This is a genomic window from Variovorax sp. efr-133-TYG-130, from assembly GCF_030208835.1.
In the GTDB taxonomy this organism is placed as follows: Bacteria; Pseudomonadota; Gammaproteobacteria; order Burkholderiales; family Burkholderiaceae_C; genus Variovorax.
The window spans coordinates 70,505-91,036 of the sequence record NZ_JARVTD010000028.1 but is presented as its reverse complement, the minus strand read 5'-3'; the positions used below and the strand labels follow the sequence as shown (position 1 = coordinate 91,036).

17 protein-coding genes are annotated in these 20,532 nt (G+C 67.5%); 5 read left to right on the top strand and 12 right to left on the bottom strand.

Annotation, left to right across the window (positions count from 1 at the left end; genetic code table 11):
- Positions 1-6 precede the first annotated feature (6 nt).
- Positions 7-1,800 (bottom strand): glyoxylate carboligase, encoded by a 1,794-nt coding sequence (gene gcl / locus QRN67_RS22480; protein WP_285413675.1) that lies wholly within the window; start codon positions 1,798-1,800, stop codon positions 7-9.
- A 111-nt stretch (positions 1,801-1,911) separates the two neighbouring features.
- Between gcl and QRN67_RS22475 the strand changes: the two genes are divergently transcribed.
- Positions 1,912-2,814, top strand: a complete 903-nt coding sequence (locus QRN67_RS22475; RefSeq protein WP_081269329.1) for a LysR family transcriptional regulator — start codon at positions 1,912-1,914, stop codon at positions 2,812-2,814.
- Between the two features lie 94 nt (positions 2,815-2,908).
- On the opposite strand, the gene QRN67_RS22470 is transcribed toward QRN67_RS22475, so the two are convergent.
- From QRN67_RS22470 to QRN67_RS22445, 6 genes are all read right to left on the bottom strand, one after another.
- Entirely contained in the window at positions 2,909-4,405 is a 1,497-nt protein-coding gene (locus QRN67_RS22470) for a carotenoid oxygenase family protein (protein ID WP_081269330.1), read from the bottom strand.
- Positions 4,406-4,415: 10 nt separating this feature from the next.
- A complete protein-coding gene (locus tag QRN67_RS22465) occupies positions 4,416-4,853 on the bottom strand; it encodes a DUF2141 domain-containing protein (RefSeq protein ID WP_081269331.1) in 438 nt (145 codons plus the stop codon).
- Positions 4,854-4,985: 132 nt separating this feature from the next.
- A complete protein-coding gene (locus QRN67_RS22460; protein ID WP_081269332.1) occupies positions 4,986-6,113 on the bottom strand; it encodes an AI-2E family transporter in 1,128 nt (375 codons plus the stop codon).
- 161 nt (positions 6,114-6,274) lie between these two features.
- A complete protein-coding gene (locus QRN67_RS22455; RefSeq protein WP_081269333.1) occupies positions 6,275-6,979 on the bottom strand; it encodes a GntR family transcriptional regulator in 705 nt (234 codons plus the stop codon).
- Positions 6,980-6,988: 9 nt separating this feature from the next.
- Positions 6,989-8,335, bottom strand: a complete 1,347-nt coding sequence (locus tag QRN67_RS22450; RefSeq protein ID WP_081269334.1) for a C4-dicarboxylate transporter DctA — start codon at positions 8,333-8,335, stop codon at positions 6,989-6,991.
- A 154-nt stretch (positions 8,336-8,489) separates the two neighbouring features.
- Positions 8,490-10,190, bottom strand: a complete 1,701-nt coding sequence (locus QRN67_RS22445; protein ID WP_285413674.1) for a CehA/McbA family metallohydrolase domain-containing protein — start codon at positions 10,188-10,190, stop codon at positions 8,490-8,492.
- A gap of 186 nt (positions 10,191-10,376) precedes the next feature.
- Between QRN67_RS22445 and QRN67_RS22440 the strand changes: the two genes are divergently transcribed.
- Entirely contained in the window at positions 10,377-12,428 is a 2,052-nt protein-coding gene (locus QRN67_RS22440; RefSeq protein WP_081269336.1) for a putative bifunctional diguanylate cyclase/phosphodiesterase, read from the top strand.
- Positions 12,429-12,454: 26 nt separating this feature from the next.
- Here the strand turns inward: QRN67_RS22440 and QRN67_RS22435 are convergent, their stop codons facing one another.
- Genes QRN67_RS22435 through QRN67_RS22420 form a run of 4 tightly spaced genes read right to left on the bottom strand, consistent with a single transcriptional unit; the run spans position 12,455 to position 17,118 of the window.
- Positions 12,455-13,681 carry a M20 family metallopeptidase gene (locus QRN67_RS22435; protein ID WP_081269337.1) on the bottom strand — a complete coding sequence of 409 codons (1,227 nt, stop codon included), beginning with the start codon at positions 13,679-13,681 and terminating at the stop codon, positions 12,455-12,457.
- A gap of 17 nt (positions 13,682-13,698) precedes the next feature.
- Positions 13,699-15,477 (bottom strand): 2-oxo-4-hydroxy-4-carboxy-5-ureidoimidazoline decarboxylase, encoded by a 1,779-nt coding sequence (gene uraD, locus QRN67_RS22430; protein ID WP_285413673.1) that lies wholly within the window; start codon positions 15,475-15,477, stop codon positions 13,699-13,701.
- Entirely contained in the window at positions 15,474-16,436 is a 963-nt protein-coding gene (gene puuE / locus QRN67_RS22425; RefSeq protein WP_106938108.1) for an allantoinase PuuE, read from the bottom strand. Before puuE ends, uraD begins: the two co-directional genes overlap by 4 nt.
- A 7-nt stretch (positions 16,437-16,443) precedes the next feature.
- Positions 16,444-17,118, bottom strand: a complete 675-nt coding sequence (locus tag QRN67_RS22420; RefSeq protein ID WP_081269340.1) for a GntR family transcriptional regulator — start codon at positions 17,116-17,118, stop codon at positions 16,444-16,446.
- Between the two features lie 92 nt (positions 17,119-17,210).
- Between QRN67_RS22420 and uraH the strand changes: the two genes are divergently transcribed.
- Positions 17,211-17,561, top strand: coding sequence for a hydroxyisourate hydrolase (uraH, locus tag QRN67_RS22415; RefSeq protein ID WP_285413672.1), 351 nt, complete (start codon positions 17,211-17,213; stop codon positions 17,559-17,561).
- Between the two features lie 133 nt (positions 17,562-17,694).
- Here uraH and QRN67_RS22410 read toward each other — a convergent pair whose 3' ends face one another.
- Positions 17,695-18,192 (bottom strand): hypothetical protein, encoded by a 498-nt coding sequence (locus QRN67_RS22410; protein WP_081269341.1) that lies wholly within the window; start codon positions 18,190-18,192, stop codon positions 17,695-17,697.
- Positions 18,193-18,248: 56 nt separating this feature from the next.
- Here QRN67_RS22410 and xdhC point away from each other — a divergent pair, with 56 nt between their 5' ends.
- Positions 18,249-19,058, top strand: coding sequence for a xanthine dehydrogenase accessory protein XdhC (xdhC, locus tag QRN67_RS22405; RefSeq protein WP_081269342.1), 810 nt, complete (start codon positions 18,249-18,251; stop codon positions 19,056-19,058).
- Positions 19,059-19,273: 215 nt separating this feature from the next.
- Complete coding sequence (locus QRN67_RS22400) at positions 19,274-20,482, top strand: urate hydroxylase PuuD (RefSeq protein WP_081269343.1); 1,209 nt, start codon at positions 19,274-19,276, stop codon at positions 20,480-20,482.
- Positions 20,483-20,532 lie beyond the last annotated feature (50 nt).

Here is a 20,532-nt window from a genome sequence, read left to right as displayed (position 1 = left end):
GTCTCCTCAATCCAGCATTGCCACGGCAAGGGCCGTGGGTGCGTCGGCCGTGGTCTCGGCCAGTGGTTCGAATTCGTTGATGGCGTCGATCTCGGTGCCCATCGCGATGTTGGTCACGCGCTCCAGCATCACCTCGATCACCACGGGCACCTTGAACTCCGCCATGAGCGCTTCGGCGCGCTCGATGGCGGGTGCCATCTCTTCCTGTTTGCGCACGCGGATCGCCTTGCATCCCAGGCCCTCGACCACCTTCATGTGGTCCACGCCGTAGCCGCGCTCGATGCCGCTGTCGGCTGATGCGTTGATGTTGTCGAACGCGAGCTGCACGCAGTAGTCCATCTCGAAGCCGCGCTGCGCCTGGCGGATCAGCCCGAGGTAGGAGTTGTTGACCACGATGTGCAGGTAGGGCAGCTTGAATTGCGCCCCCACGGCCAGCTCTTCGATCATGAACTGGAAGTCGTAGTCGCCCGAGAGCGCGACGATCTTGCGCGTGGGGTCGGCGGCGCGCACGCCCAGCGCGGCGGGAATGGTCCAGCCCAGCGGACCGGCCTGGCCGCAGTTGATCCAGTGGCGCGGGTTGTACACGTGCAGGAACTGCGCGGCCGCGATCTGCGACAGGCCGATGGTGCTCACGTAGCAGGTGTCGCGGTCCAGGTGGTTGTTCATGCACTGGTACACGCGCTGCGGCTTCATCGGCACGTCGTCGAAATTGGTCTTGCGCAGCATCGTCCTCTTGCGCTCGCGGCATTCGCCGGCCCAGGTGACGCGGCTCGGCAGCTTGCCCGCGGCCTTCATCTCCTCGGCCACCTGCACGAACAGCTCGAGCGCCGTCTTGGCGTCCGACACGATGCCGAAGTCGGGCGTGAACACACGGCCGATCTGCGTGGGCTCGATGTCCACGTGCACGAAGGTGCGGCCCCTGGTGTAGACGTCGACCGAGCCGGTGTGCCGGTTGGCCCAGCGGTTGCCGATGCCCAGCACGAAGTCGCTGGCGAGCATGGTCGCGTTGCCGTAGCGGTGGCTGGTCTGCAGGCCGCACATGCCGGCCATCAGCGGATGGTCGTCGGCGATGGCGCCCCATGCCATCAGCGTGGGAATCACCGGCACGCCGGTGGCCTCTGCAAAGCGCACCAGCAGGTCGGCCGCATCGGCATTGATGACGCCGCCGCCGGCCACGATCAGCGGGCGCTCGGCCGCGTTCAGCATGCCGATGGCCTTCTCGATCTGCGCGCGCGTGGCGGCGGGCTTGTACGGTGTGAGCGGCTGGTAGGCGTCGATGTCGAATTCGATCTGCGCCATCTGCACGTCGAACGGCAGGTCGATCAGCACCGGCCCGGGGCGGCCCGAGCGCATCAGGTGGAAGGCCTGCTGGAAAACCTGCGGCACCTGGCCGGGCTCGCGCACCGTGACCGACCACTTGGTGACTGGCTTGGAGATCGACTCGATGTCCACCGCCTGGAAGTCTTCCTTGTAGAGCCGCGCGCGCGGCGCCTGGCCGGTGATGCAAAGAATGGGAATGGAGTCGGCCCAGGCCGAGTACAGGCCCGTGATCATGTCGGTGCCCGCCGGGCCCGAAGTGCCGATGCACACGCCAATGTTGCCGGCCACCGCGCGGGTGTAGCCCTCGGCCATGTGCGAGGCGCCCTCCACGTGGCGCGCCAGGATGTGCGCGATGCTGCCGCGCTGGCGCAGTGCCGAGTACAGCGGGTTGATTGCCGCGCCCGGCACGCCGAAGGCCTGCGTCACGCCTTCCTTTTCCATCACCAGAACCGCGGCCTGGACCGCTGTCATCTTTGCCATTTGCATGTCTCCTTGAGGTGGTCCCACTGTAGGAAGCGGGGCGCATTCGAAGAAGACGGCTGGGGGCCATAAAACCTATTCCGCCATGGAATAAGTGGCTACCATCCGGCCATGGACAGATTGCTGGCAATGGAAATGTTCGTGCGCGTGGTCGAGACCGGCAGCTTCTCGAAGGCGGCGCGCGAGTTCAACACGACGCAGCCCACCGTGACCAAGCAGGTCGCGGCCACCGAGGCGCGGCTGAAGGTGCGGCTGCTGAACCGCAACACGCGCGGCGTGAGCCTCACCGAGCCCGGTGCGCTGTATTACGAGAAGTGCAAGACCATCGTGCGCGAGGCGGAGGAGGCCGAGAGCATCGTGCAGCTGCGGCAGAACCAGGCTCAGGGGCTTCTGCGGGTGGGCACTTCGGTGGCCTTCGGGCGGCGGGTGGTGGTGCCGCTGGCGCTCGAATACATGCGCCGCCATCCGCAGGTGCAGCTCGACCTGAGCTTCGAGGACCGCTACGTGGACCTGATCGCGCAGGGCATCGACGTGGCCATCCGCATGGGCAAGCTGGCCGACTCGTCGCTGGGTGCGCGCTACCTCGGCGCCAACCCCTGGGTCATGGTCGCGTCACCGGCCTACCTGAAGAAGCATGGCACGCCGAAGCGTGCACAGGACCTGAGTGGGCATGTGGCGCTGATCTACAGCAGCGTGGTGGGGGACGAGTTCTGGCGCATGCACACGCCCAGGGGCGAGCCGGTCACGGTGCCGGTGTCGGGGCGCTTTCGCTCGAACAACCTGTCGGCCGTGCTGGCTGCCGCGAGAGACGGGCTCGGCATCGCGCTGATGCCGCGCTATGTGGCGAGCGAGTCGCTGGCCACCGGCAAGGTGCGCGAGGTGCTCGGCGACCATGCCTTGCCCGAGCAGGAGATACATGCCGTGTTTCCTTCGCCGAAGCTGGTGCCGGGCAAGGTGTCGGGCTTCGTGGCCTTCCTCCAGGGGCGTTTTGACGAAGGCTGGTGGGCGGGGTGAGAGGTTATCCGGGGCGTGTGCACAGGCCACCGGGTACTCCCCTGCGCGAATGTCCCCCGTCGGCGCGAGCGAGCCCTGAACAGTTGTGCCCTCTTCAAGCCTGCAAGAAGACCCCGTGAAGGCCCAGCGGAAGCGCATAAGGCAGCGTCGCCTGCGCCACCGGACCCGCCGCCAGGTGATCGGCCGCGAAGCACGACAGCACCGTCTTGCGCCGACCGAAGTCGAGCACCGTGCCCAGCACCCAGCCCGGCTTCGAGCCATCCGGTACGAAGACATGTTCTTCCACCATGGCTTGCGCGCCGTAGTTGAAGCGCTGGCTGCGGCCGGTCTCGACGTTGGTGCGTGCGACTGCGCCGAAGCCCGGCAGATCGGGCCGGATCTGCGTGGCGTGCACCACCTGGCGGTGGCGCAGGCCGACGCGGCGCGGGTCGATGCGTGGGAACTCGGCCTCCTGCGCCAGCGCCGCCTGCGTGGCCTTGCCGGTGCCCAGGTTCAGGGTGGCCACGGTCAGGTGCGGATCGGGGCCTCGCACGCGGCGCGCGCGCATCACCTCGCGGTTGGTGGTGAACACCGAGTCGGCGTTGTCCGAGCGCACGTAGTCGACGTGGATCAGCGTGCCGCGCGGCGTGTCTTCCTCCCAGGCATTGCCCACGTGGAAGAGGAAGCCGGCCGGCAGCTCGAGCATCTGCCGCCGTTCCCAGTCCTGCTTGTCGACGACCAGCGCGCGCATGCCCAGTTCGGGGCGCCAGACGTGGGCATCGAGAAAGGTCGCGCCGGCATCCTTGCGCTTGCCGTCGTACACCAGCGGCGGCAACAGGAACACGAGATGCCGCTCGGTCACCGCGAAGTCGTGGACCATCGGCATGTCGGCGACCGGCACCACGGCAGCGCGGCGGAGCGAGCCTTCGGGCGCGATCTCGTACAGCGCCAGCAGGCCCTGGCCGGAGCTGACGCCGAAGTTCCACACCGTGCCGTCCGGGTCCACCTTGGGATGCGCCGAGAACGGCATGCCCGCGAGGTCGGCGCGCCAGGTCTTCACGCCCAGCGTGTCCAGCGTGCGCGCGTCGATGCGCGTGGCCGAGCCGCCCTCCCACAGCGCCAGCACTTCGCCCTGCAGCGGCAGCACGCTGGTGTTGGCGACGTTGATGCTGTCGGGCGACGTCGGCGGCTCCCCGCCCGGCGGCATGGTGCCGAAGGCCTCGTACAGGCGACGGCCGGCCCGCGCCTCGGCGACGCGCTTGGGCGTGGCAACGTAGCGGCCCTGGTGGCGCACGTCGGTCCCATCGATCACGAAACGATGCACCATGCCGTCGCCGTCGAACCAGTGGTGATAGCGCTCGCCGCCCATGTCGTGGCCGGCCGGGCCGATGCGAAACAGCGTGCCCGCAACCGCATCGGGAAAGCGCCCGCGCACCGTGGCGCGGGTGAGCGGCAGGTCGTCCGGGGGCGTGGCAAAGCCGACCTTCCAGGGCGCCCCGGCGGCCTCGAACTGGGCTTGCCAGCTGTCGGTGCCGGCGGCGCGCGCCAATGGCGCGAGGAGGGGCAGGGCGCCGGCCGATGCCAGCAGGCGCAGGAGTTCGCGTCGTTCCATGGCGGGCACCTCAGCGCAGATGAATGGCGGTCTGCAGGTCGGCGTCGACGCGGATCGCTGCCGCCTCGAAGTCGGGTGCCGCGCGGTTGCCCTTGGCGTCGTTCGAGAAGCCGTATCGTTCCGTCGGCATGCCCATGAGGTTGGTGTCGAGCTTGCCGTTGCCGTTCTCGTCGGCAAATGCGCGCAGCGCGTAGCGCCCCGGGGCGAGGCCCGGGAACACGAGCCGGGCCTTGCCCTCGCGCATCGGCGTGGTCTGCGAAGCCACCGGCTTGCTGTCGGCGTAGCCGGCGGCGTCGCTGTACAGCGCGACGTAGAGCGTGGCGTCGGCCGCCGGGCCGTCGGCGACGCTCAGGCTGAGGTCGGCGGCCAGTGCGCCGGCGGGCGCGAGGATGGCGGCGGCGCAAAGTGCGCGCACGATCGGGCGGGACAGGAGGGCGGGAAGTTGCATGAGGGGCCTCGTCGGAAGTTGAGGCCCCGACGATCTCTCAGGCCCCGCGCGGTGCCCAGTGCCATGCGACGGAATGCCGCACAGCGTGCGCGAAATGCGCGCGGCGCGGCATGGAGCGGGTGAGCCCGCGCCTCAGCTCCGCTTCTTGTGTTCGGTGTCTTGGGTGGTTTGGACGGCCTGCGTGCCTTCGGCCGGCTCGTCGTGCCCCGTTCCCACATGCCCCGAGTCCGCGAACAGGCTCCACGCCGCCATGAACAGCGCCGCGATCACCGGCCCGATCACGAAGCCGTTGATGCCGAAGAGCGCCATGCCGCCGATGGTCGACATCAACACGATGTAGTCGGGCATCTGCGTGTCCTTGCCCACCAGCAGCGGGCGCAGGATGTTGTCGACCAGGCCGATCACGAACACGCCCACGAAGATCAGCACGCCGCCCTGCCAGAAATGCCCCGTGGCCAGGAAGTAGATGGCCACCGGGCCCCAGATCAGCGCGGCGCCCACCGCCGGCAGCAGCGACAGGAAGGCCATCAGCACCGCCCACAGCAGCGCGCCCTGCACGCCGAGGAACCAGAAGGCCAGCCCGCCGAGCGTGCCCTGCGCGATGGCCACGGCCACGTTGCCCTTGACGGTCGCGCGGATGACGGTGGTGAACTTGTTCAGCAGGTAGTGCGTGTGCGGCTTGGCCAGCGGCACGGCGTCGCGCATGCGCTTGGACAGTGCCGCGCCGTCGCGCAGCAGGAAGTACAGCAGGTACAGCATGACGAAGAAGCTGACCACGAAGTCGAAGGTGTTCTGGCCGATGGCCAGCGCCTGGCTCGCGATGATCTGGCTCGCCTGGCCGGCGGCGGCCGAGATGCGCGCCTGCCACGCCGCCATGTCGCCGAGGTTGAAGCGTTCGACCAGGTTCAGCAGCCACTGCGGCGAGGCGTCCAGGATCTGCTGGAAGTAGGCCGCGAAGTTAATCTGCCCCGAGCGGATGTTCTGCGTGACCAGCGCCACTTCCTGCACCAGCGACACGCCGACCATGGCCAGGGGAAGAATCACGATGAACAGGCAGATGGCCAGCGTCAGCAAGGCGGCGGCGTTGAGCTTGCCTGGCATCTTCCTGAGCAGCCAGCGGAACAGCGGCGTGAACAAGATCGCCAGTGCCACGCCCCAGAGCACCGCGCCGAAGAACGGCAGCAGCACCCAGATGAAGGCAGCGGTGACAGCGGCGAGAAGGGCGAGGAACACGCCGCGCTGGAGTTGGGGTGAGTTCATAAGTGTCTCGGACTGTAGCCGAGCCGGAACCCGCACCTGTGTCAGCGGGCGCGCCCTCGTATTGGCTAAGCGGATTCATAGGGGAAACTGCCGGGAGTCGCTGCGCCGCTGGGGATCGCTGCTATCGAACCGATAGCGGTCGCCGGTACTAGTACACAGCTTCAGCGCCTGGCGCGGGGCAATGCTACGGGGGCCAGCGTAGCCTTCAGCCTGCTCGTCGCGTCCGGCTCCGCCGCAGCGTCGACTTCCAGCGCGCGCTCGACATTGCCGATGTGGTCGAGCATCAAGCGGCGCGCCTTGTCCGTATCGCCCGCTTCGAGCGCGGCGACGATCGCGCCGTGCTCCGCGCACGACTGCCCAGCCTCGTGCTTCGACTGGTAGAGCGTGGCCGCAAGGGTGGTACGCGCCGTGAGGTCGCGCAGCACGTCGACCAGCAACTGATGCCCCATCTGCTCGGCCAGGCACACGTGGAAGTCGGCCAGCAGGAAGGCGCGGGTGGCGGCGTCGGCGCCTTCGATGGCGCGCTGCTCGTCGGCGATGTGGTCGCGCAGTTTCCGGATCACCTTGCCCAATGGGCGGCCCTCGCTCGCGGCCAGGATGCCGGCCTCGACGATGCGGCGTGCCGAGAAGGCGTCGCGCGCCTCTTCGGCCGAAGGCTCCACGACATACCAGCCGCGGCGCGACTGCACCTCAACGAAGCCGCGCGCCTGCAGCTGCATCAGCGCCTCGCGCACCATGGTGCGGCTCACCGAGAAGTTCTCGGCCAGCGCCTGCTCGCCCAGCCGCTCGCCCGGCGCAAGCTTCTGCGCGAGGATGGCCTCGACCACGCGCTCGGCGATGGCGGTGGGGCTGACGTCGGTGGGCATGTGGCTCACTCAGTGTGCGGGGGTGGTGGTGGCGGTGCCTGCGTTTGCCACGGGCGCGGCCGCTGCCAGAGGCTCGCCATCCAGGGCTTCGGGGGCGTAGTTGCCGTCAAGCACCGCGTGCGCGCGTTCGCGGTCAATGTCGCCTTCCCAGGCCGCGATGGCCACCGTTGCCACGCAGTTGCCGATCAGGTTGCCCAGCGCGCGGGCAATGCCCATGAACCAGTCCACCGACAGCACCAGCACCAGCCCGATGGCGGGAATGGCCGGAATCGCATGCAGCGTGGCGGCCAGCACCACGATGGCCGAGCCCGGCACGCCGTGCGCGCCCTTCGACGTGACCAGCGCAATTGCCAGGATCGTCATCAGGTCGGCCATCGAAATCGGCGTGTTGGTGGCCTGCGCGATGAACACCGCGGCCAGCGTGATGTAGATCGAGAAGGCATCGAGGTTGAACGAATAGCCGGTGGGAATCACCAGCCCGACCGTCGAATCACGGATGCCCATGCGGCGCAGCTTGGCCATGACCTGCGGCAGCACGCTGTCCGAAGAGGTGGTGGCGAACACGATGGTGAGCTCTTCGCGCAGGTAGCGCAGCAGCTTGATCAGGCTGAAGCCAGACATGCGCATCACCAGCCCGAGCACCACGAACACGAAGACCAGCACCGCGCCGTAGAAAAGAGCCACCAGCATGCCGAGCTGCTTGAGCGAGCCGATGCCGTACTGTCCTACCGTGAACGCGATGGCACCCAGCACGCCCAGCGGCGCCAGCTTGATGATGATTCCCATGATCTTGAACAGCACCAGCGAGAGCGCATCAACCACCACCGCCACCGGCTTGCCGCGATCGCCCAGCAGCGTGAGCGCGCATCCGAATAGCACCGCGAACAGCAGCACCTGCAGCACGTCGCCGGTGGCGAAGGCGTTGACCACCGTGGTCGGAATGAGCTTCATCAGGAACTCGACCGTGCCGCCGCTCGTGAGCTTGTCGGCGTTCGAGGCGTAGGCGCTCATGGCGGCCGGGTCGAGTTTCGACGGGTCGACGTTCATGCCGGCGCCGGGCTGGAACACGAAAGCCAGCACCAGGCCCATCGCCAGCGCGATGGTGGTCAGCACTTCGAAGTAGATGAGCGACTTCACGCCCACCCGGCCCACGCGCTTGAGGTCTCCCGCGCCGGCAATGCCATGCACCACCACGCAGAACACCAGCACCGGGATGATCATCTTGATCAGCTTGATGAACCCGTCACCCAGCGGCTTGAGCTTGACGGCGTACTCCGGGGCAAGGAGCCCCGCGAGCACGCCAAGAACCAGCGCGATAACCACCTGACCGAAAAGCGATTTGGCGAAACGAGGCATGGAGTCTCCTGTCTGTCTTGTCGAGGTTTTGCATGCAAGCAATGCCTTTTCTTGCATACAAGTAATGTAGGCAAGAAGACTTTGGGAGGGTCAGAGGGTTATCCCGGGAGGGGAGAACCGAAGGCGGCGCCAGTGGCGCCGCGTCGTCGAGCGCCTACTGCGCCGCCACCTTCACGAACACCGGGTTCGAGTAGAACCACAGATCCGCGTAGTTGCGCGCATTGATGGCATTGAAGCGCGCGACGTTGTCGGTCACCACCACCTTGGCGTCGGGCAGCGGTTCGCCTGCGGCCGTCTCGCCCGGCACGTCGGTGCCCAGGTTGGTGCCGCGCAGGCGGAAGTACTGATTGTTGCCGGCCTTCACGGTGTAGGTCACGGCGAAATAGCCGTCTGCGTCCAGCTTCCAGTCGTTGCGGGTGAAGCGCTTGAGCACGCGGGTCGACGTGTTGGTGTCGCGCGAGTAGCCCGGCGTGCCCGGCTTCTCGAGCCCGGTCACGTCGCCGGCGATCAGGTCGATGTGGTCGACCGCCGGCTTCACGTTGGCGAAGACGCCGCTGCCGAGCTGGTATTCGAAGTTGTTGCGCTCGGGGCTCTTGAAGCGGATGGTGATCTTCAAATCTTCGCCGGCCTTGGCCGCCACTTCGGAGCCCATCTCGCCCGCGCCCTTGGCGCTTTGCACCTTGAAGTCGAGTGCGTTGATGAGGTCGCCGTTCACCGCGAAGAGCTTGCCCGAGCGCATGGCCGCGAGCAGCGACTTCGGGTCCTTGATGTCGCCCCACAGGTGGTTCTTGGCGTATTCGCCCGGTGCGTAGCCGCTGCTGTACTGGCCCTGGGAGATGGTGAAGTGGTAGTCGGAGTCCGCCACGTTCCAGATGTGGCGGCCTTCGGACAGCAGCGCGTCCCAGGTGCCGCCGAGCTTGGCGACGAGGTAGTCGACACCGCCGTAGACGCGCGATGGCAGATTGGCCGGAATGTAGTCGCTGGTGTAGCCGCCGCGGTCGGGCTCCATCTGGTTGCCGACCATGCCTTCGAGCGAGAACACGATGTTCGGCGCGAGGTCGTTCATTTCACGCAGCTGCGCGATCGTGTATTTGCCGGGATTGCGCGACGGATGGTTGATCTGCAGGTAGCTGGTGTCGGGGTAGTTGCTCTTCAGCCACGAGATGGCGGCCAGCGTCTCCGCGTGGGTGTTGTAGCCGGTGCCGGCCTTCGGACCCCAGGCCGCCACGTCTTCCGGCGCGAAGGCCGAGTCGGGGCGGTTGGTGAAGAGGTACTCGAACTGGTTCGCGGCCTTCAGTGCCGTGGCCGACATCGGGTTGTCCGTCAGCAGCCCGACGTTGCCGTGGTCGTGCGAGGGCATGTCCCACTCGAAGGACGCGAAGATCGTCTTGTCCGCGTACTTGCCTGCGGCCTGCAATGCCTTGATGCGCGGCACCTGGTACTTGGCCATGCCCTCCGAGAACGGGATCGCCGTCGCCAGCTTGTTGCCGTCGTTGTCGTAGGAAGACATGCGCAGGTGGTCGGACAGCGCAGCCCAGTCGAGCCCGAAGCGGTCGAAGGCCTGGGCGAGCACCTGGTCGAGCTTGTTGACCTGCTGTGCGTCGTCCGACTGCATCGTGTGGATGTGCAGGTCGCCGATGGTCCAGCGGCCCGTGGGTCCGGCTGCCGGGGCTGGGGCCGGTGCAGGGGCAGGGGCAGGGGCGGGCGCCGGAGCCGGCGCGGTGGCCGTCGGCAGCGGCACGAAACCCGGGGCATCGGAGCCGCCGCCGCAGCCGGCCAGCATCAGCGTGCCAATGGCGAGGGTGGAAAAGAGCGTGCGCCGGAAGGGGGGAGCAATCGAAAAACGGTAGGACATGGCGTTCTGAAAAGATGACAGGCGTGTAAAACACGTGGACCCAAAAGGGCTACGGAGTCTCGGAGCCAGCCATGACGCCCGGATGAAAGAGAAACGAAAGTTCGTTGTTCCCGCACCCCAAATTCGCGAGAACAAGGCCTTCGCTGGCCGCACGGTCGTTCGCGCTCTATAAACTCGACCCCTTCCATGAATCTCAGCGCGCCTCTCCCCACGCTCACCGCTTCCGTAGATGCTGAGTTGCTCTCGCGCATGGTGCGGGCCGACCAGCTGGTGATGGTGCGCCGCAGCGTGCTCGCCGCGATTCCGATCAACATCGTGCTGAGCTTCACCGCGACCCTGGTGGCGCTCAATTCGGGCCGCGCGTTCGAGGGGCTGTGCTGGCTGATGTTGTCGCTCGCGGTGAACGGGCTGCGCAGCTATGTCAGCCGCTGGCCGTTCGCGCCGTCGCGCGGCGTGCTGCTGGACGGCAGCGTGGCAACCTCGCCCAAGGGGCGGCCTGTCGAATGGCACCTGCGGCTGGCCGCGGTGCTGGCCGGGGTCTCGGGCCTGGTCTGGGCGCTCATTCCGCTGCTGTGCAACGGCTACTCATCGCCGCAGGCGGTGTTCTATCTGACGGTGGTGTGCGGCATCTGCGCGGGCTCCGTGACCTACGGCACGGCCTTCGCGTTCGTGCCGATCAGCTTCATCACGCCGGCGTTGCTGTCGGTGGCGGGGTGCCTGGTGTACTGGGGCGGCTTCGACAACTTGAGCCTGGCCGCGATGGTGCTGCTGTACCTCGGGGCGCTGGTGCGCAGCGCGGTGCACAGCGAGCGCACCTTCCGCGAGGGCAGCCGGCTGCGCAACGAGGCCACCGCGATGGCGGAGCAGCTGCGCCAGGTGCACGCGCTGTCGATGGACGCGACGCAGCAGCTCTCGTTCCGCGCCTCGCACGACTCGCTGACCGGGCTGCTCAACCGCGAAGGCTTCACCGAGGCGGCGACGCTGCACATCGTCTCGTCCCGCGGCCAGCAGCACTGCCTGTTGCTGCTCGACCTGGACGGCTTCAAGGCGGTCAACGACGCCTTCGGCCACAAGGTCGGCGACCGCGTGCTGCAGGACGTGGCCGGCTGGCTGCAGCGCGAGCTCACCGACCTGCGCGCGGTGCTGAGCCGCTGGGGCGGCGACGAGTTCGCGGTGCTCTACAGCCTCCAGGGCACCCGCCAGGCGCCCGCGGCCATTGCGCAGGCGCTGATCCGCTCGATATCGTTCGCCACCGCGCACTACGGCGGCCACCTGGGCGTGAGCATCGGCATCTCGGTGTCGGGCGACGCCGAAATCGCCGACATGATCAGCTTTGCCGACGAGGCGCTCTACGAGGCCAAGCGCACCGGGCGCAACCGCTATCAGTTCTTCGACGCCCCCCTCAACCTGCGGCTGGGCACGCGCAGGGACGTGGAGCGCGACCTGCTCAACGCCATCGAAGCGCGCGCCATCGGCGTGTGGTACCAGCCGATCATGGGCTGCGACGGCAAGCACATCCACAGCCTGGAGGCGCTGATGCGCTGGCACCATCCGCGCCACGGCCACATCGCGCCGGAAGAAGTGATCTTCGCCGCCGCCAACACCGGCGTCGCGGAGCCGCTGCTGCGCCACCTGGTCGACGAGGTCTGCCGGGCGATGCGCCAGCTCGAGGCCTCGGGCTCGGTGCTGGCGAACGTGCCGATCGCCATCAACGTGTCGCCGCGCGAGATGGCGCAGCTCGCGGTCGACGACATCGTGCTCGGCATGCTGAAGACCCGCGGCATCGCGCCGACCCGGCTGCAGATCGAGATCACCGAAGAGGTGGCGCTCGACACCCACGCGACGCGCAGCCGCCTCAGCGCCCTGTCGGCCGCCGGCGTGGCGATCGTGGTGGACGACTTCGGCGTGGGCTATTCATCGCTGGCGTCGCTGCGCAGCGAATACGTGCGGCAGGTCAAGATCGACCGCAGCTTCATCCTGGGGCTGGCGGCGTCGCCGGGCAACGTGGTGCTGGTCGATTCCATCGTGCAGCTGGGCCGCTCGCTGAACATCCAGGTCGTGGCCGAGGGCGTGGAAACGCAGGAAGAACTTGATGTCCTGCGCACGCTGGGCTGCACGCTGGTGCAGGGCTACCACCTGGCGCGGCCAGCGCCCCTGCCCAACATGACGGCGTGGGCCGAGGCCCGGACCAGGGCGGCCGCGGTGATCTCCCCCATGTCGGGCGCCAGGCCGGCCTGAGCAGGCAGGCCGCGCGCCCGGAGCGCTCAGGCCAGCAGGTCGCTGAGCGTGCGTGCGATCACCTTGGTGGCGCGGCGCAGGTCTTCGAGCACCACGCGCTCGTCGCTGCGCTTGGCGTGCGACTCGAGCACGGTGCGCGGCCCGGCCCCGTAGATCACGCCCGGAATGCCGGCCTCGACGTACAGGCGCACGTCGGTGTACAGCGGCGTACCCATGGCCTTGATCGGCTCGCCGAACACGTCCTGGCCGTGCTTCTGGATCGCGTCGACCAGCGGCTTGTTGCCAGCCAGCGGCTTCATCGAGTTGGCCAGCAGCAGTCGCTTGATCTCGACCGTGATGCCGGCGCTCTCGGCCGCGGCATCGGCGATCACCTTGCGGATGGTGGCTTCGACCTCGGCCGGGTTCTCCTCGGGGATCATGCGGCGGTCGAGCTTGAACACCACCTTACCGGGCACGACGTTGGTGTTGGTGCCGCCTTCGATGCGGCCCACGTTCAGGTACGGGTGCGTGATGCCCTCGACCTTCGACGTGACCTGCTGGTAGAGCGTGTTCTGCGCATACAGCGCGTTGAGGATCTTCACCGCGCCCTGCAGCGCGTCGATGCCGGTGGCCGGCACGGCGGCGTGGGCCATCTTGCCGTGCACCGTCACTTCCATCTGCAGGCAGCCGTTGTGGGCGGTGACCACCTCGTAGCTGAAGCCGGCCGCGATCATCAGGTCGGGCTTGGTCAGGCCCTTGTCGAGCAGCCAGCCCGGGCCGAGGATGCCGCCGAATTCCTCGTCGTAGGTGAAGTGCAGCTCGACGCTGCCCTTGGCGGGCCTGGCGACGGCTTCGAGCGCGCGCAGCGCGAAGGTGAAGCTCGCGAAATCGCTCTTGCTGACGGCGGCGGCGCGGCCGTAGAGGCTGCCGTCGACGATCTCGCCGCCGTACGGGTCGTGCGTCCAGCCTTCGCCCGGGGGCACCACGTCGCCGTGGGCATTGAGCGCGACCGTCAGGCCGTCGTTGCCGTACTTGCGGCGCACGATCAGGTTGGTGATCGATTCGAGGCCGTAGTCCTTCACGTCCTGCGCGGGCACGGCGTGCTTCTCGGCGTCGAGGCCGAAGTCCTTCAACAGCTCGGCGGTGCGTTCGGCGTGCGGCGCGTTGTTGCCCGGCGGCGTGTCGGTGGGCACCTGCACCAGTTGCTGCAGGAACTTCACTTCCTCGTCGAAGTGGGCGTCGATCCAGGCGTCGAGCTTTGCGTAGTCGGTCATGGTTGTTCTTCTGTGAATCAGTGGGCTTGTTCGGCGGCCAGGTTGTCCAGTAGCAGCTGGAAGGCCTGCACCGCGAGCTGGATGTCGTCGTTGGTGCTCGATTCGAGCGGGTTGTGGCTGATGCCCGAGTTGATGCCGCGCACGAAGAGCATGGCCTGCGGCATCACCTCGTGCAGCTTCATGGCGTCGTGGCCGGCGCCGCTGGGCATGCGAAAGAGCGGAATGCCGAGTGCGTCGACCGCCTTTTCCCAACGCTGCTGCCACGCAGGTGCGCTGGGGGCGGCGGCGGCGCGCATCGTCTCTTCGAGCTCGAAGCGCACGCCGCGTCGCTCGCAGATGTCTTTCAGGGCGTTGACCACGTCGGTGGCCAATGCATCGCGCTGTTCGTTGTTGGGCGCGCGCAGGTCGAGGCTGAACTTGCAGCGGCCCGGCACCACGTTGATGGAGCCGCTCGGCACTTCGAGCATGCCGACTGTGCCGACCGAGTCGCCATCTTTGGAGGCGCGCTGCTCGGTGTAGAGGATCAGCTCGGCCACGGCGGCCGCGGCGTCTCGGCGGCGGTCCATGGGCGTGGTGCCGGCGTGGCTGGCCATGCCGATGACCTCGCCCACGTAGCGCACGCTGCCGTTGATGGAGGTGACGATGCCCAGCGGCAGGTCGAGCTCGGTGAGCACCGGGCCCTGTTCGATGTGCACCTCGACGAAGCCGAGGTAGCGCGCCGGGTCGCGCTGGATCTTCGGGATGTCTTCCTGCTTCAGGCCCGCGTGCTGCATGGCTTCGCGCATGGTGACGCCGTCGGCGTCCTTCTGGTCGAGCCAGCGCGGGTCGAAGTGGCCGATGAGCGCGCCCGAGCCCAGGAAGGTCGCCTTGTAGCGCTGGCCTTCCTCTTCGGCGAAGCCCACCACCTCGAAGGCGAAGGGCAGGCGCTTGTTCTGCCGCTTGAGTTCGCGCACGCAGGCGATCGGCACGAAGATGCCGAGGCGGCCGTCGTACTTGCCGCCGTTGCGCACGGTGTCGTAGTGCGAGCCGGTGAGCAGCGTCTTTGCGTCGGGCGTCGTACCTTCATAGCGGCCCACCACGTTGCCCACGGCATCGATGTGCACCGAATCGAAACCCACGTCGCGCATCAGCGCGCTGATCTGCGCGGCGCAGGCGCGGTGCGCGTCGGTCAGGTAGGTGACGGTGAGCTGGCCCTTCTCGGCGTAGCCGGGGTCGGTGTGCACCGAGAGCTGCTCCTGCCAGTCCCACACGTCGTTGCCGAGCGTGACGTCGGCGGCGAACTTGTCGTTCAGGCGGATCTCGGCGATGCGGTGGATGTTGCGCAGCGCCTCGCCCAGTTCGAACGACGGGTGGTTGTGCAGCCGGCGCTCGAAGGTCTCGATGATCTCGCGCTTGGGCAGCCCGGTGCCGCGCGGTCCGCGCACGGCCAGGATGAACGGGAAGCCGAACTTGGCGTTGTAGTCGGCGTTGAGCTGCTGGATCTTCGCGAACTCCTCGGGCGTGCAGTCGGTCAGGCCGGCCTTGCTCTGCTCGTTGGTCGACTCGGCCGTCAGCGTCTTGCTGACCATGGCCTTGCCCGCCAGCTCCGGGTGGGCGCGGATCAGGCCGATCTGTTCGTCGGCCGACGATTCGGCCAGCGCGCGCACCAGCGCATGCTTGAGGTGCGCGAGCGAGCGGAACGGGCGGGCGGCCAGCGCGCGCTGCGCGATCCAGGGCGAATGCTCGTAGATGCCGTCGAGCAGCGCGACAGCTGCGGCCGGCACCGCGGCATTGAGTTGGGCGATGGTGAGGCTCACGATGCGGCTCCTGCTTCGAAGGGGTGCGCCTGCTTCCAGTGGCGCGCGATGTCGACGCGGCGGCAGACCCACACCTTGTCGTGCCGTGCGATGTGGTCCAGGAAGCGCTGAAGCGCGGTGATGCGCCCGGGCCGACCGAGCAGGCGGCAGTGCATGCCGATGCTCATCATCTTCGGGCTGTTGTCGCCGGCGGGGTCGCCCTCGGCGTAGAGCGCGTCGAAGGTGTCCTTCATGTACTGGAAGAACGGATCGGCATGCGAGTAGCCCTGCGGCAGCGCGAAGCGCATGTCGTTGCAGTCGAGCGTGTAGGGCACGATGAGCTGCGGCACCACCGTGCCGTCGGTCTTGCGCACTTTCATCCAGAAGGGCAGGTCGTCGCCGTAGTAGTCGCTGTCGTACTCGAAGCCGCCGTAGTCGGCCACGAGGCGGCGCGTGCGCGGGCTGTCGCGGCCGGTGTACCAGCCCAGGGCGCGTTCGCCGGTGAGCTTCTCGATGGCTTCCATGCCCAGGCGCATGTGTTCGCGCTCGGTGGCTTCGTCGAGGTTCTGGTAGTGGATCCAGCGCCAGCCGTGGCAGGCAATTTCATGGCCCAGTTCCTTGAAGGCGGCCGTCAGCTCCGGGTAGCGCTCGAGCGCCATGCCCACGCCGAACACGGTGAGCGGCAGGCCGCGTTTCTCGAACTCGCGCAGGATGCGCCAGACGCCGGCGCGCGAGCCGTATTCGTAGATGCCCTCCATGCTGATGTGCCGGTCGGGAAAGCTCGCCGGGTTGAACATCTCGGAGAGGAACTGCTCGGAGCCCGCGTCGCCGTGCAGCGTGGCGTTCTCGCCGCCTTCTTCGTAGTTCAGCACGAACTGCACCGCGACGCGCGCGCCGCCGGGCCACTGCGCATGGGGCGGGTTGCGGCCGTAGCCGACGAGGTCGCGGGGGTAGGGCAGGGTGGAGTCGTAGACGGTCATAGGCTTTTCAGGACAGCGCCAGCGAGATGTCGTTGGTCGGGACCTTGCGGTCGAAGGTCAAATTGGCCTCGACGTGCTCGAGGTGTTCGGTCATGAGGCGCACGGCGCGTTCCTCATCGCGCGCGGCCAGTGCCTTCACGATGTCGGCGTGCTCGTCGTTGGAGTGCTCGGCCGCGCTGGTGCTCTGGTACATCAGCGTGATGAGGGCGCAGCGCGAGATCAGCTCGCCGAGGATCTGCGCCAGCACCTGGTTGCCCATGAGCTCGGCCATGCGCACGTGGAAGTCGCCGAGCAGCTCGGTGCGCCCGGAGATGTCTTCGCCCGATACCGCGGATTTCTCGAGCGCCACATGCTCCTTCAGCGCCTTGATCTTGGCGGGCGTGACGGTGCGCACGAACTCGCGCGTCATCTCGGCCTCGAGCATGCGGCGCACGGCGAACACCTGCTTGGCTTCGTCGACGGCGGGCGCGGCCACGAAGGCGCCCCGCGCGGGCTCCAGGCGGATGAGCTTGTTCTGCGACAGCTGGAACAGGGCCTGCCGCACCAGCGTGCGCGACACGCCGAAGTGATCGGCCAGCTTCTGCTCGGCCAGCTTGGTGCCGGGCTGAAGCCGGTGCTCGACGATGGCCTTGGTGAGCGCATCGACGATCGAACGGGTGGTGGAGGACTCCATGTTTTTCATGATAGACCCAAAGCCGCGAACTGTATACACTTTTGTCCACCGGAATATCCCGCACCCACCGATCCAACCTTCGGACTTTCAAGGAGCGCCCCATGGGCCTGAGCACTCACGTACTGGACACGATGCATGGCGGCCCCGCCGCGGGCATGGAGGTGGCGCTGTACACCACCGACGGCGACGCCACCACGCTGGTCAAGCGCTTCACGCTGAATTCGGACGGCCGCAGCGACGGGCCGCTGTACGACAACAACTCGTTGAAGGCCGGCACCTACCGGCTGGTGTTCGACGTGGCGGGCTACTTCAAGGCCCGCGGCGTCAAGCTGCCGGAGCCCAATTTCCTGAACAAGGTGTCGCTGGACTTCGGCGTGGCGCACACCGACCAGCACTACCACGTGCCCCTGCTCGTGAGCCCGTGGAGCTACTCCACGTACCGCGGCTCCTGATGCTCGCCCCCAGGCTCCGCGCACTTCGTGTCGCTTCTCCTACCCCCTACCGGGGGCGGGCCGGCCGCTTCGGGCGGCCGTGCGCGGCGGCCCCCACGCGAATGTCCGGCGTTTTCCCCGATCCGACGGATCGTCAATCCCCTTGCTGCTGGCCTTCCGTCAGGGTGTCGAGTTGAAAGCGGCCGCTTTCGTCCCACAGCCAGGTGTCCGTCCATGTGACGGTGCCCAGGCGGGTGGCTGGCGGGAAGGGCGAGGCCTTGAGCACCGTGCGCTCGATCTCGGCGATCACCTCCGGCGCGTGCTTGGGCGCGCGCAGCCAGCGCATCGAACGCACCTTGCCGCCCGTGTCGAGGTTCACTTCCAGCGTGCCCACCGCATAGAGCACCGGCGGCAGCTGGCCCTTGTAGATGCGCGAGCGGTTGGCGTCGTAGATGTGGCGGGCGGCGTCGCGGCGGTAGTCGCGCGCGCTGGCCGCGTTCGATGCGCGCGGCACGGGGCCGGAACCCACGTCGCCGCTGGCGCCGCTCAACTGGCCGGGCACCGACCCGGTGGAGCCGCAGCCGGCGAGCCAGAGGGCCGAAAGAAGGGAGGCTGCGAGCGCGAGGCGTCGGGGCGTAAGCTGGCGATTCATCGCCGGGTTTATACCGTGACTCTCCACGGGCCGGGCAACCGGAGGTATCCATCAACATGAGCGGTGCGGTCGACCAATTGCTGGCGCGTCTTCGCCAGGAAGACGGCGTGCTGGTGCGCGTCGAGTCCACGCAGGGCTCGGCGCCGCGCGAGGCCGGCACCTGGATGGCGGTGTGGGCCGACGGGCTCACGGCCACCATCGGCGGCGGCCAGCTTGAATTCCAGGCCACGAAAGAAGCGCGCGAGTTGCTCGCGGGCCTGCGCGCGCCGTTCGAAGGCATCCAGCGCTACCCCCTGGGTCCCAGCCTGGGGCAGTGCTGCGGCGGCGTGATGTTCCTGTCATACCAGCGAATCACCGCGGCCGATGCGCCCGTGCTGCAGCGCGAACTGGTCGCGCAGCTCAAGCCCGTGGCGCTGTTCGGCGGCGGGCACGTCGGCGCCGCCCTGGCGCGCCTGCTGGCCGCACTGCCGTTTTCGGTGCGCTGGATCGACAGCCGCGATGGCGTGTTCCCGGACGAACTCCCCGCGCAGATCGACACCGAGCATTCCGAGCCGGTGCAGGACGCCGTGGCAGCGCTCGCGCCGGGCAGCCGCGTGCTGATCATGAGCTTCAGCCATGCCGAAGACCTAGACATCGTCATCGCCTGCCTCAAGCGCCTGCGCGAGCGCGACGACCTGCCTTACATCGGCCTGATCGGCAGCAAGACCAAGTGGGCCACCTTCAGCCACCGGCTCGAAGCGCGCGGCTTCACGGCGCAGGAGCTGGCCCGCATCACCTGCCCCATCGGCGTGCCCGGCATCACCGGCAAGGAGCCCGAGGTGATCGCCGTGGCGGTGGCGGCACAGTTGTTGCAATCGCTGGACTGAACAGGGTTTTCCCGGCGGTGGCGCCCCAAAAAAAGCATCCCGCCCTTTGCCAAAACTGTATACACTTTCGGTCGACAACAAGCCGCAGCGGAGCGAGGCCCATTCCATGGAGCCTGCGTTCGCGGCACTTTCTCTGCTTACAGCGCCCGCGGTGGTGAGCAGGCTGAAACCCCTTTGCGGCGTCCCCACGCGCGCACAGGGTTGAGAGAGAGCACATGGAAAGCTACTACCTCGACTGGGCCAACCTGCTGCTGCGCTGGGTCCACGTCATCACCGCCATCGCCTGGATCGGCGCCTCCTTCTACTTCGTGATGCTGGACAACAGCCTCGAGAAGCCGCAAGACCAGGAATCGCTCGACAAGGGCGTGGGCGGTGAACAGTGGGCGGTGCACGGCGGCGGCTTCTACAACATGCAGAAATACGCGCTGGCGCCCAAGAAGCTGCCGGACCACCTGCACTGGTCGTACTGGGAGAGCTATTCGACCTGGATCACGGGTTTCTCGCTGTTCACCATGTCGTACCTGTGGAACGCGAGCACCTATCTCATCGACAAGTCGAAGATGGACTGGCAGCCCGGCGCCGCCATTGCCGTGGCGCTGGCCTTCTTCGTCGTGTTCTGGATGGTCTACGACGGCATCTGCCAGATCTTCGGGCGCCGCAAGCACGGCGACACCATCGTCGGCGTGCTGATCGCCATCTTCATCGCCTTCGCGACCTGGCTGGCGTGCCACTGGTTTGCGGGCCGCGCGGCCTTCCTGCTGGTGGGCGCCATGATGGCGACGACCATGAGCGGCAACGTGTTCTTCTGGATCATTCCCGGCCAGCGCAAGAACGTGGCGGCACTGCGCGAAGGCAAGCCGGTGGACCCGGTGCACGGCCAGCGCGGCAAGCAGCGCAGCGTGCACAACACCTACTTCACGCTGCCGGTGCTGTTCGCGATGCTGAGCAACCACTACAGCTTCACCTACACGCACAAGTACAACTGGATCGTGCTGCTGCTCATCATGCTGGGCGGCGCGGCGATTCGCCAGTTCTTCGTGGTGCGTCACCGCTTCAAGCTGGGCAATGCGGGCAACCCGCTGCCGTACGCCATGGTCGGCATCGTGGTGCTGGGCCTGACCATCGTCTGGATGAAGCCCGAGCCGGTGGCTGCGCCGGTCGTCTCCGCCGCGGCGCCCGCCGTGCCTTTCTCCGACGTGCAGAAGGTGCTGGAGCAGCGCTGCTTCATGTGCCACGGCCCTGCCGTGCAGATGAAGAACGTGCGGGTCGACTCCCCCGAGCAGGTGGCCGCGCACGCGCAGGCCATCTACCAGCAGGTGGTGGTGACCAAGATCATGCCGATGAACAACGCGACCGGCATCACCGATGAGGAACGCGCGCTCATCAGCCGGTGGTTCCAGGCCGGCGCGAAGACGACCAACTAGGCATCCCGAAAAAACTGACCGGCAGGGGCGGGGCGTGGTCCGCAGCACAA

Excerpts from the sequence above, each read along its gene's own strand:
- gcl (WP_285413675.1), bottom strand. The coding sequence starts at position 1,800 with ATGGCAAAGATGACAGCGGTCCAGGCCGCGGTTCTGGTGATGGAAAAG.
- QRN67_RS22475 (WP_081269329.1), top strand. The coding sequence starts at position 1,912 with ATGGACAGATTGCTGGCAATGGAAATGTTCGTGCGCGTGGTCGAGACC.
- QRN67_RS22470 (WP_081269330.1), bottom strand. The coding sequence starts at position 4,405 with ATGGAACGACGCGAACTCCTGCGCCTGCTGGCATCGGCCGGCGCCCTG.
- QRN67_RS22465 (WP_081269331.1), bottom strand. The coding sequence starts at position 4,853 with ATGCAACTTCCCGCCCTCCTGTCCCGCCCGATCGTGCGCGCACTTTGC.
- QRN67_RS22460 (WP_081269332.1), bottom strand. The coding sequence starts at position 6,113 with ATGAACTCACCCCAACTCCAGCGCGGCGTGTTCCTCGCCCTTCTCGCC.
- QRN67_RS22455 (WP_081269333.1), bottom strand. The coding sequence starts at position 6,979 with ATGCCCACCGACGTCAGCCCCACCGCCATCGCCGAGCGCGTGGTCGAG.
- QRN67_RS22450 (WP_081269334.1), bottom strand. The coding sequence starts at position 8,335 with ATGCCTCGTTTCGCCAAATCGCTTTTCGGTCAGGTGGTTATCGCGCTG.
- QRN67_RS22445 (WP_285413674.1), bottom strand. The coding sequence starts at position 10,190 with ATGTCCTACCGTTTTTCGATTGCTCCCCCCTTCCGGCGCACGCTCTTT.
- QRN67_RS22440 (WP_081269336.1), top strand. The coding sequence starts at position 10,377 with ATGAATCTCAGCGCGCCTCTCCCCACGCTCACCGCTTCCGTAGATGCT.
- QRN67_RS22435 (WP_081269337.1), bottom strand. The coding sequence starts at position 13,681 with ATGACCGACTACGCAAAGCTCGACGCCTGGATCGACGCCCACTTCGAC.
- puuE (WP_106938108.1), bottom strand. The coding sequence starts at position 16,436 with ATGACCGTCTACGACTCCACCCTGCCCTACCCCCGCGACCTCGTCGGC.
- QRN67_RS22420 (WP_081269340.1), bottom strand. The coding sequence starts at position 17,118 with ATGAAAAACATGGAGTCCTCCACCACCCGTTCGATCGTCGATGCGCTC.
- uraH (WP_285413672.1), top strand. The coding sequence starts at position 17,211 with ATGGGCCTGAGCACTCACGTACTGGACACGATGCATGGCGGCCCCGCC.
- QRN67_RS22410 (WP_081269341.1), bottom strand. The coding sequence starts at position 18,192 with ATGAATCGCCAGCTTACGCCCCGACGCCTCGCGCTCGCAGCCTCCCTT.
- xdhC (WP_081269342.1), top strand. The coding sequence starts at position 18,249 with ATGAGCGGTGCGGTCGACCAATTGCTGGCGCGTCTTCGCCAGGAAGAC.
- QRN67_RS22400 (WP_081269343.1), top strand. The coding sequence starts at position 19,274 with ATGGAAAGCTACTACCTCGACTGGGCCAACCTGCTGCTGCGCTGGGTC.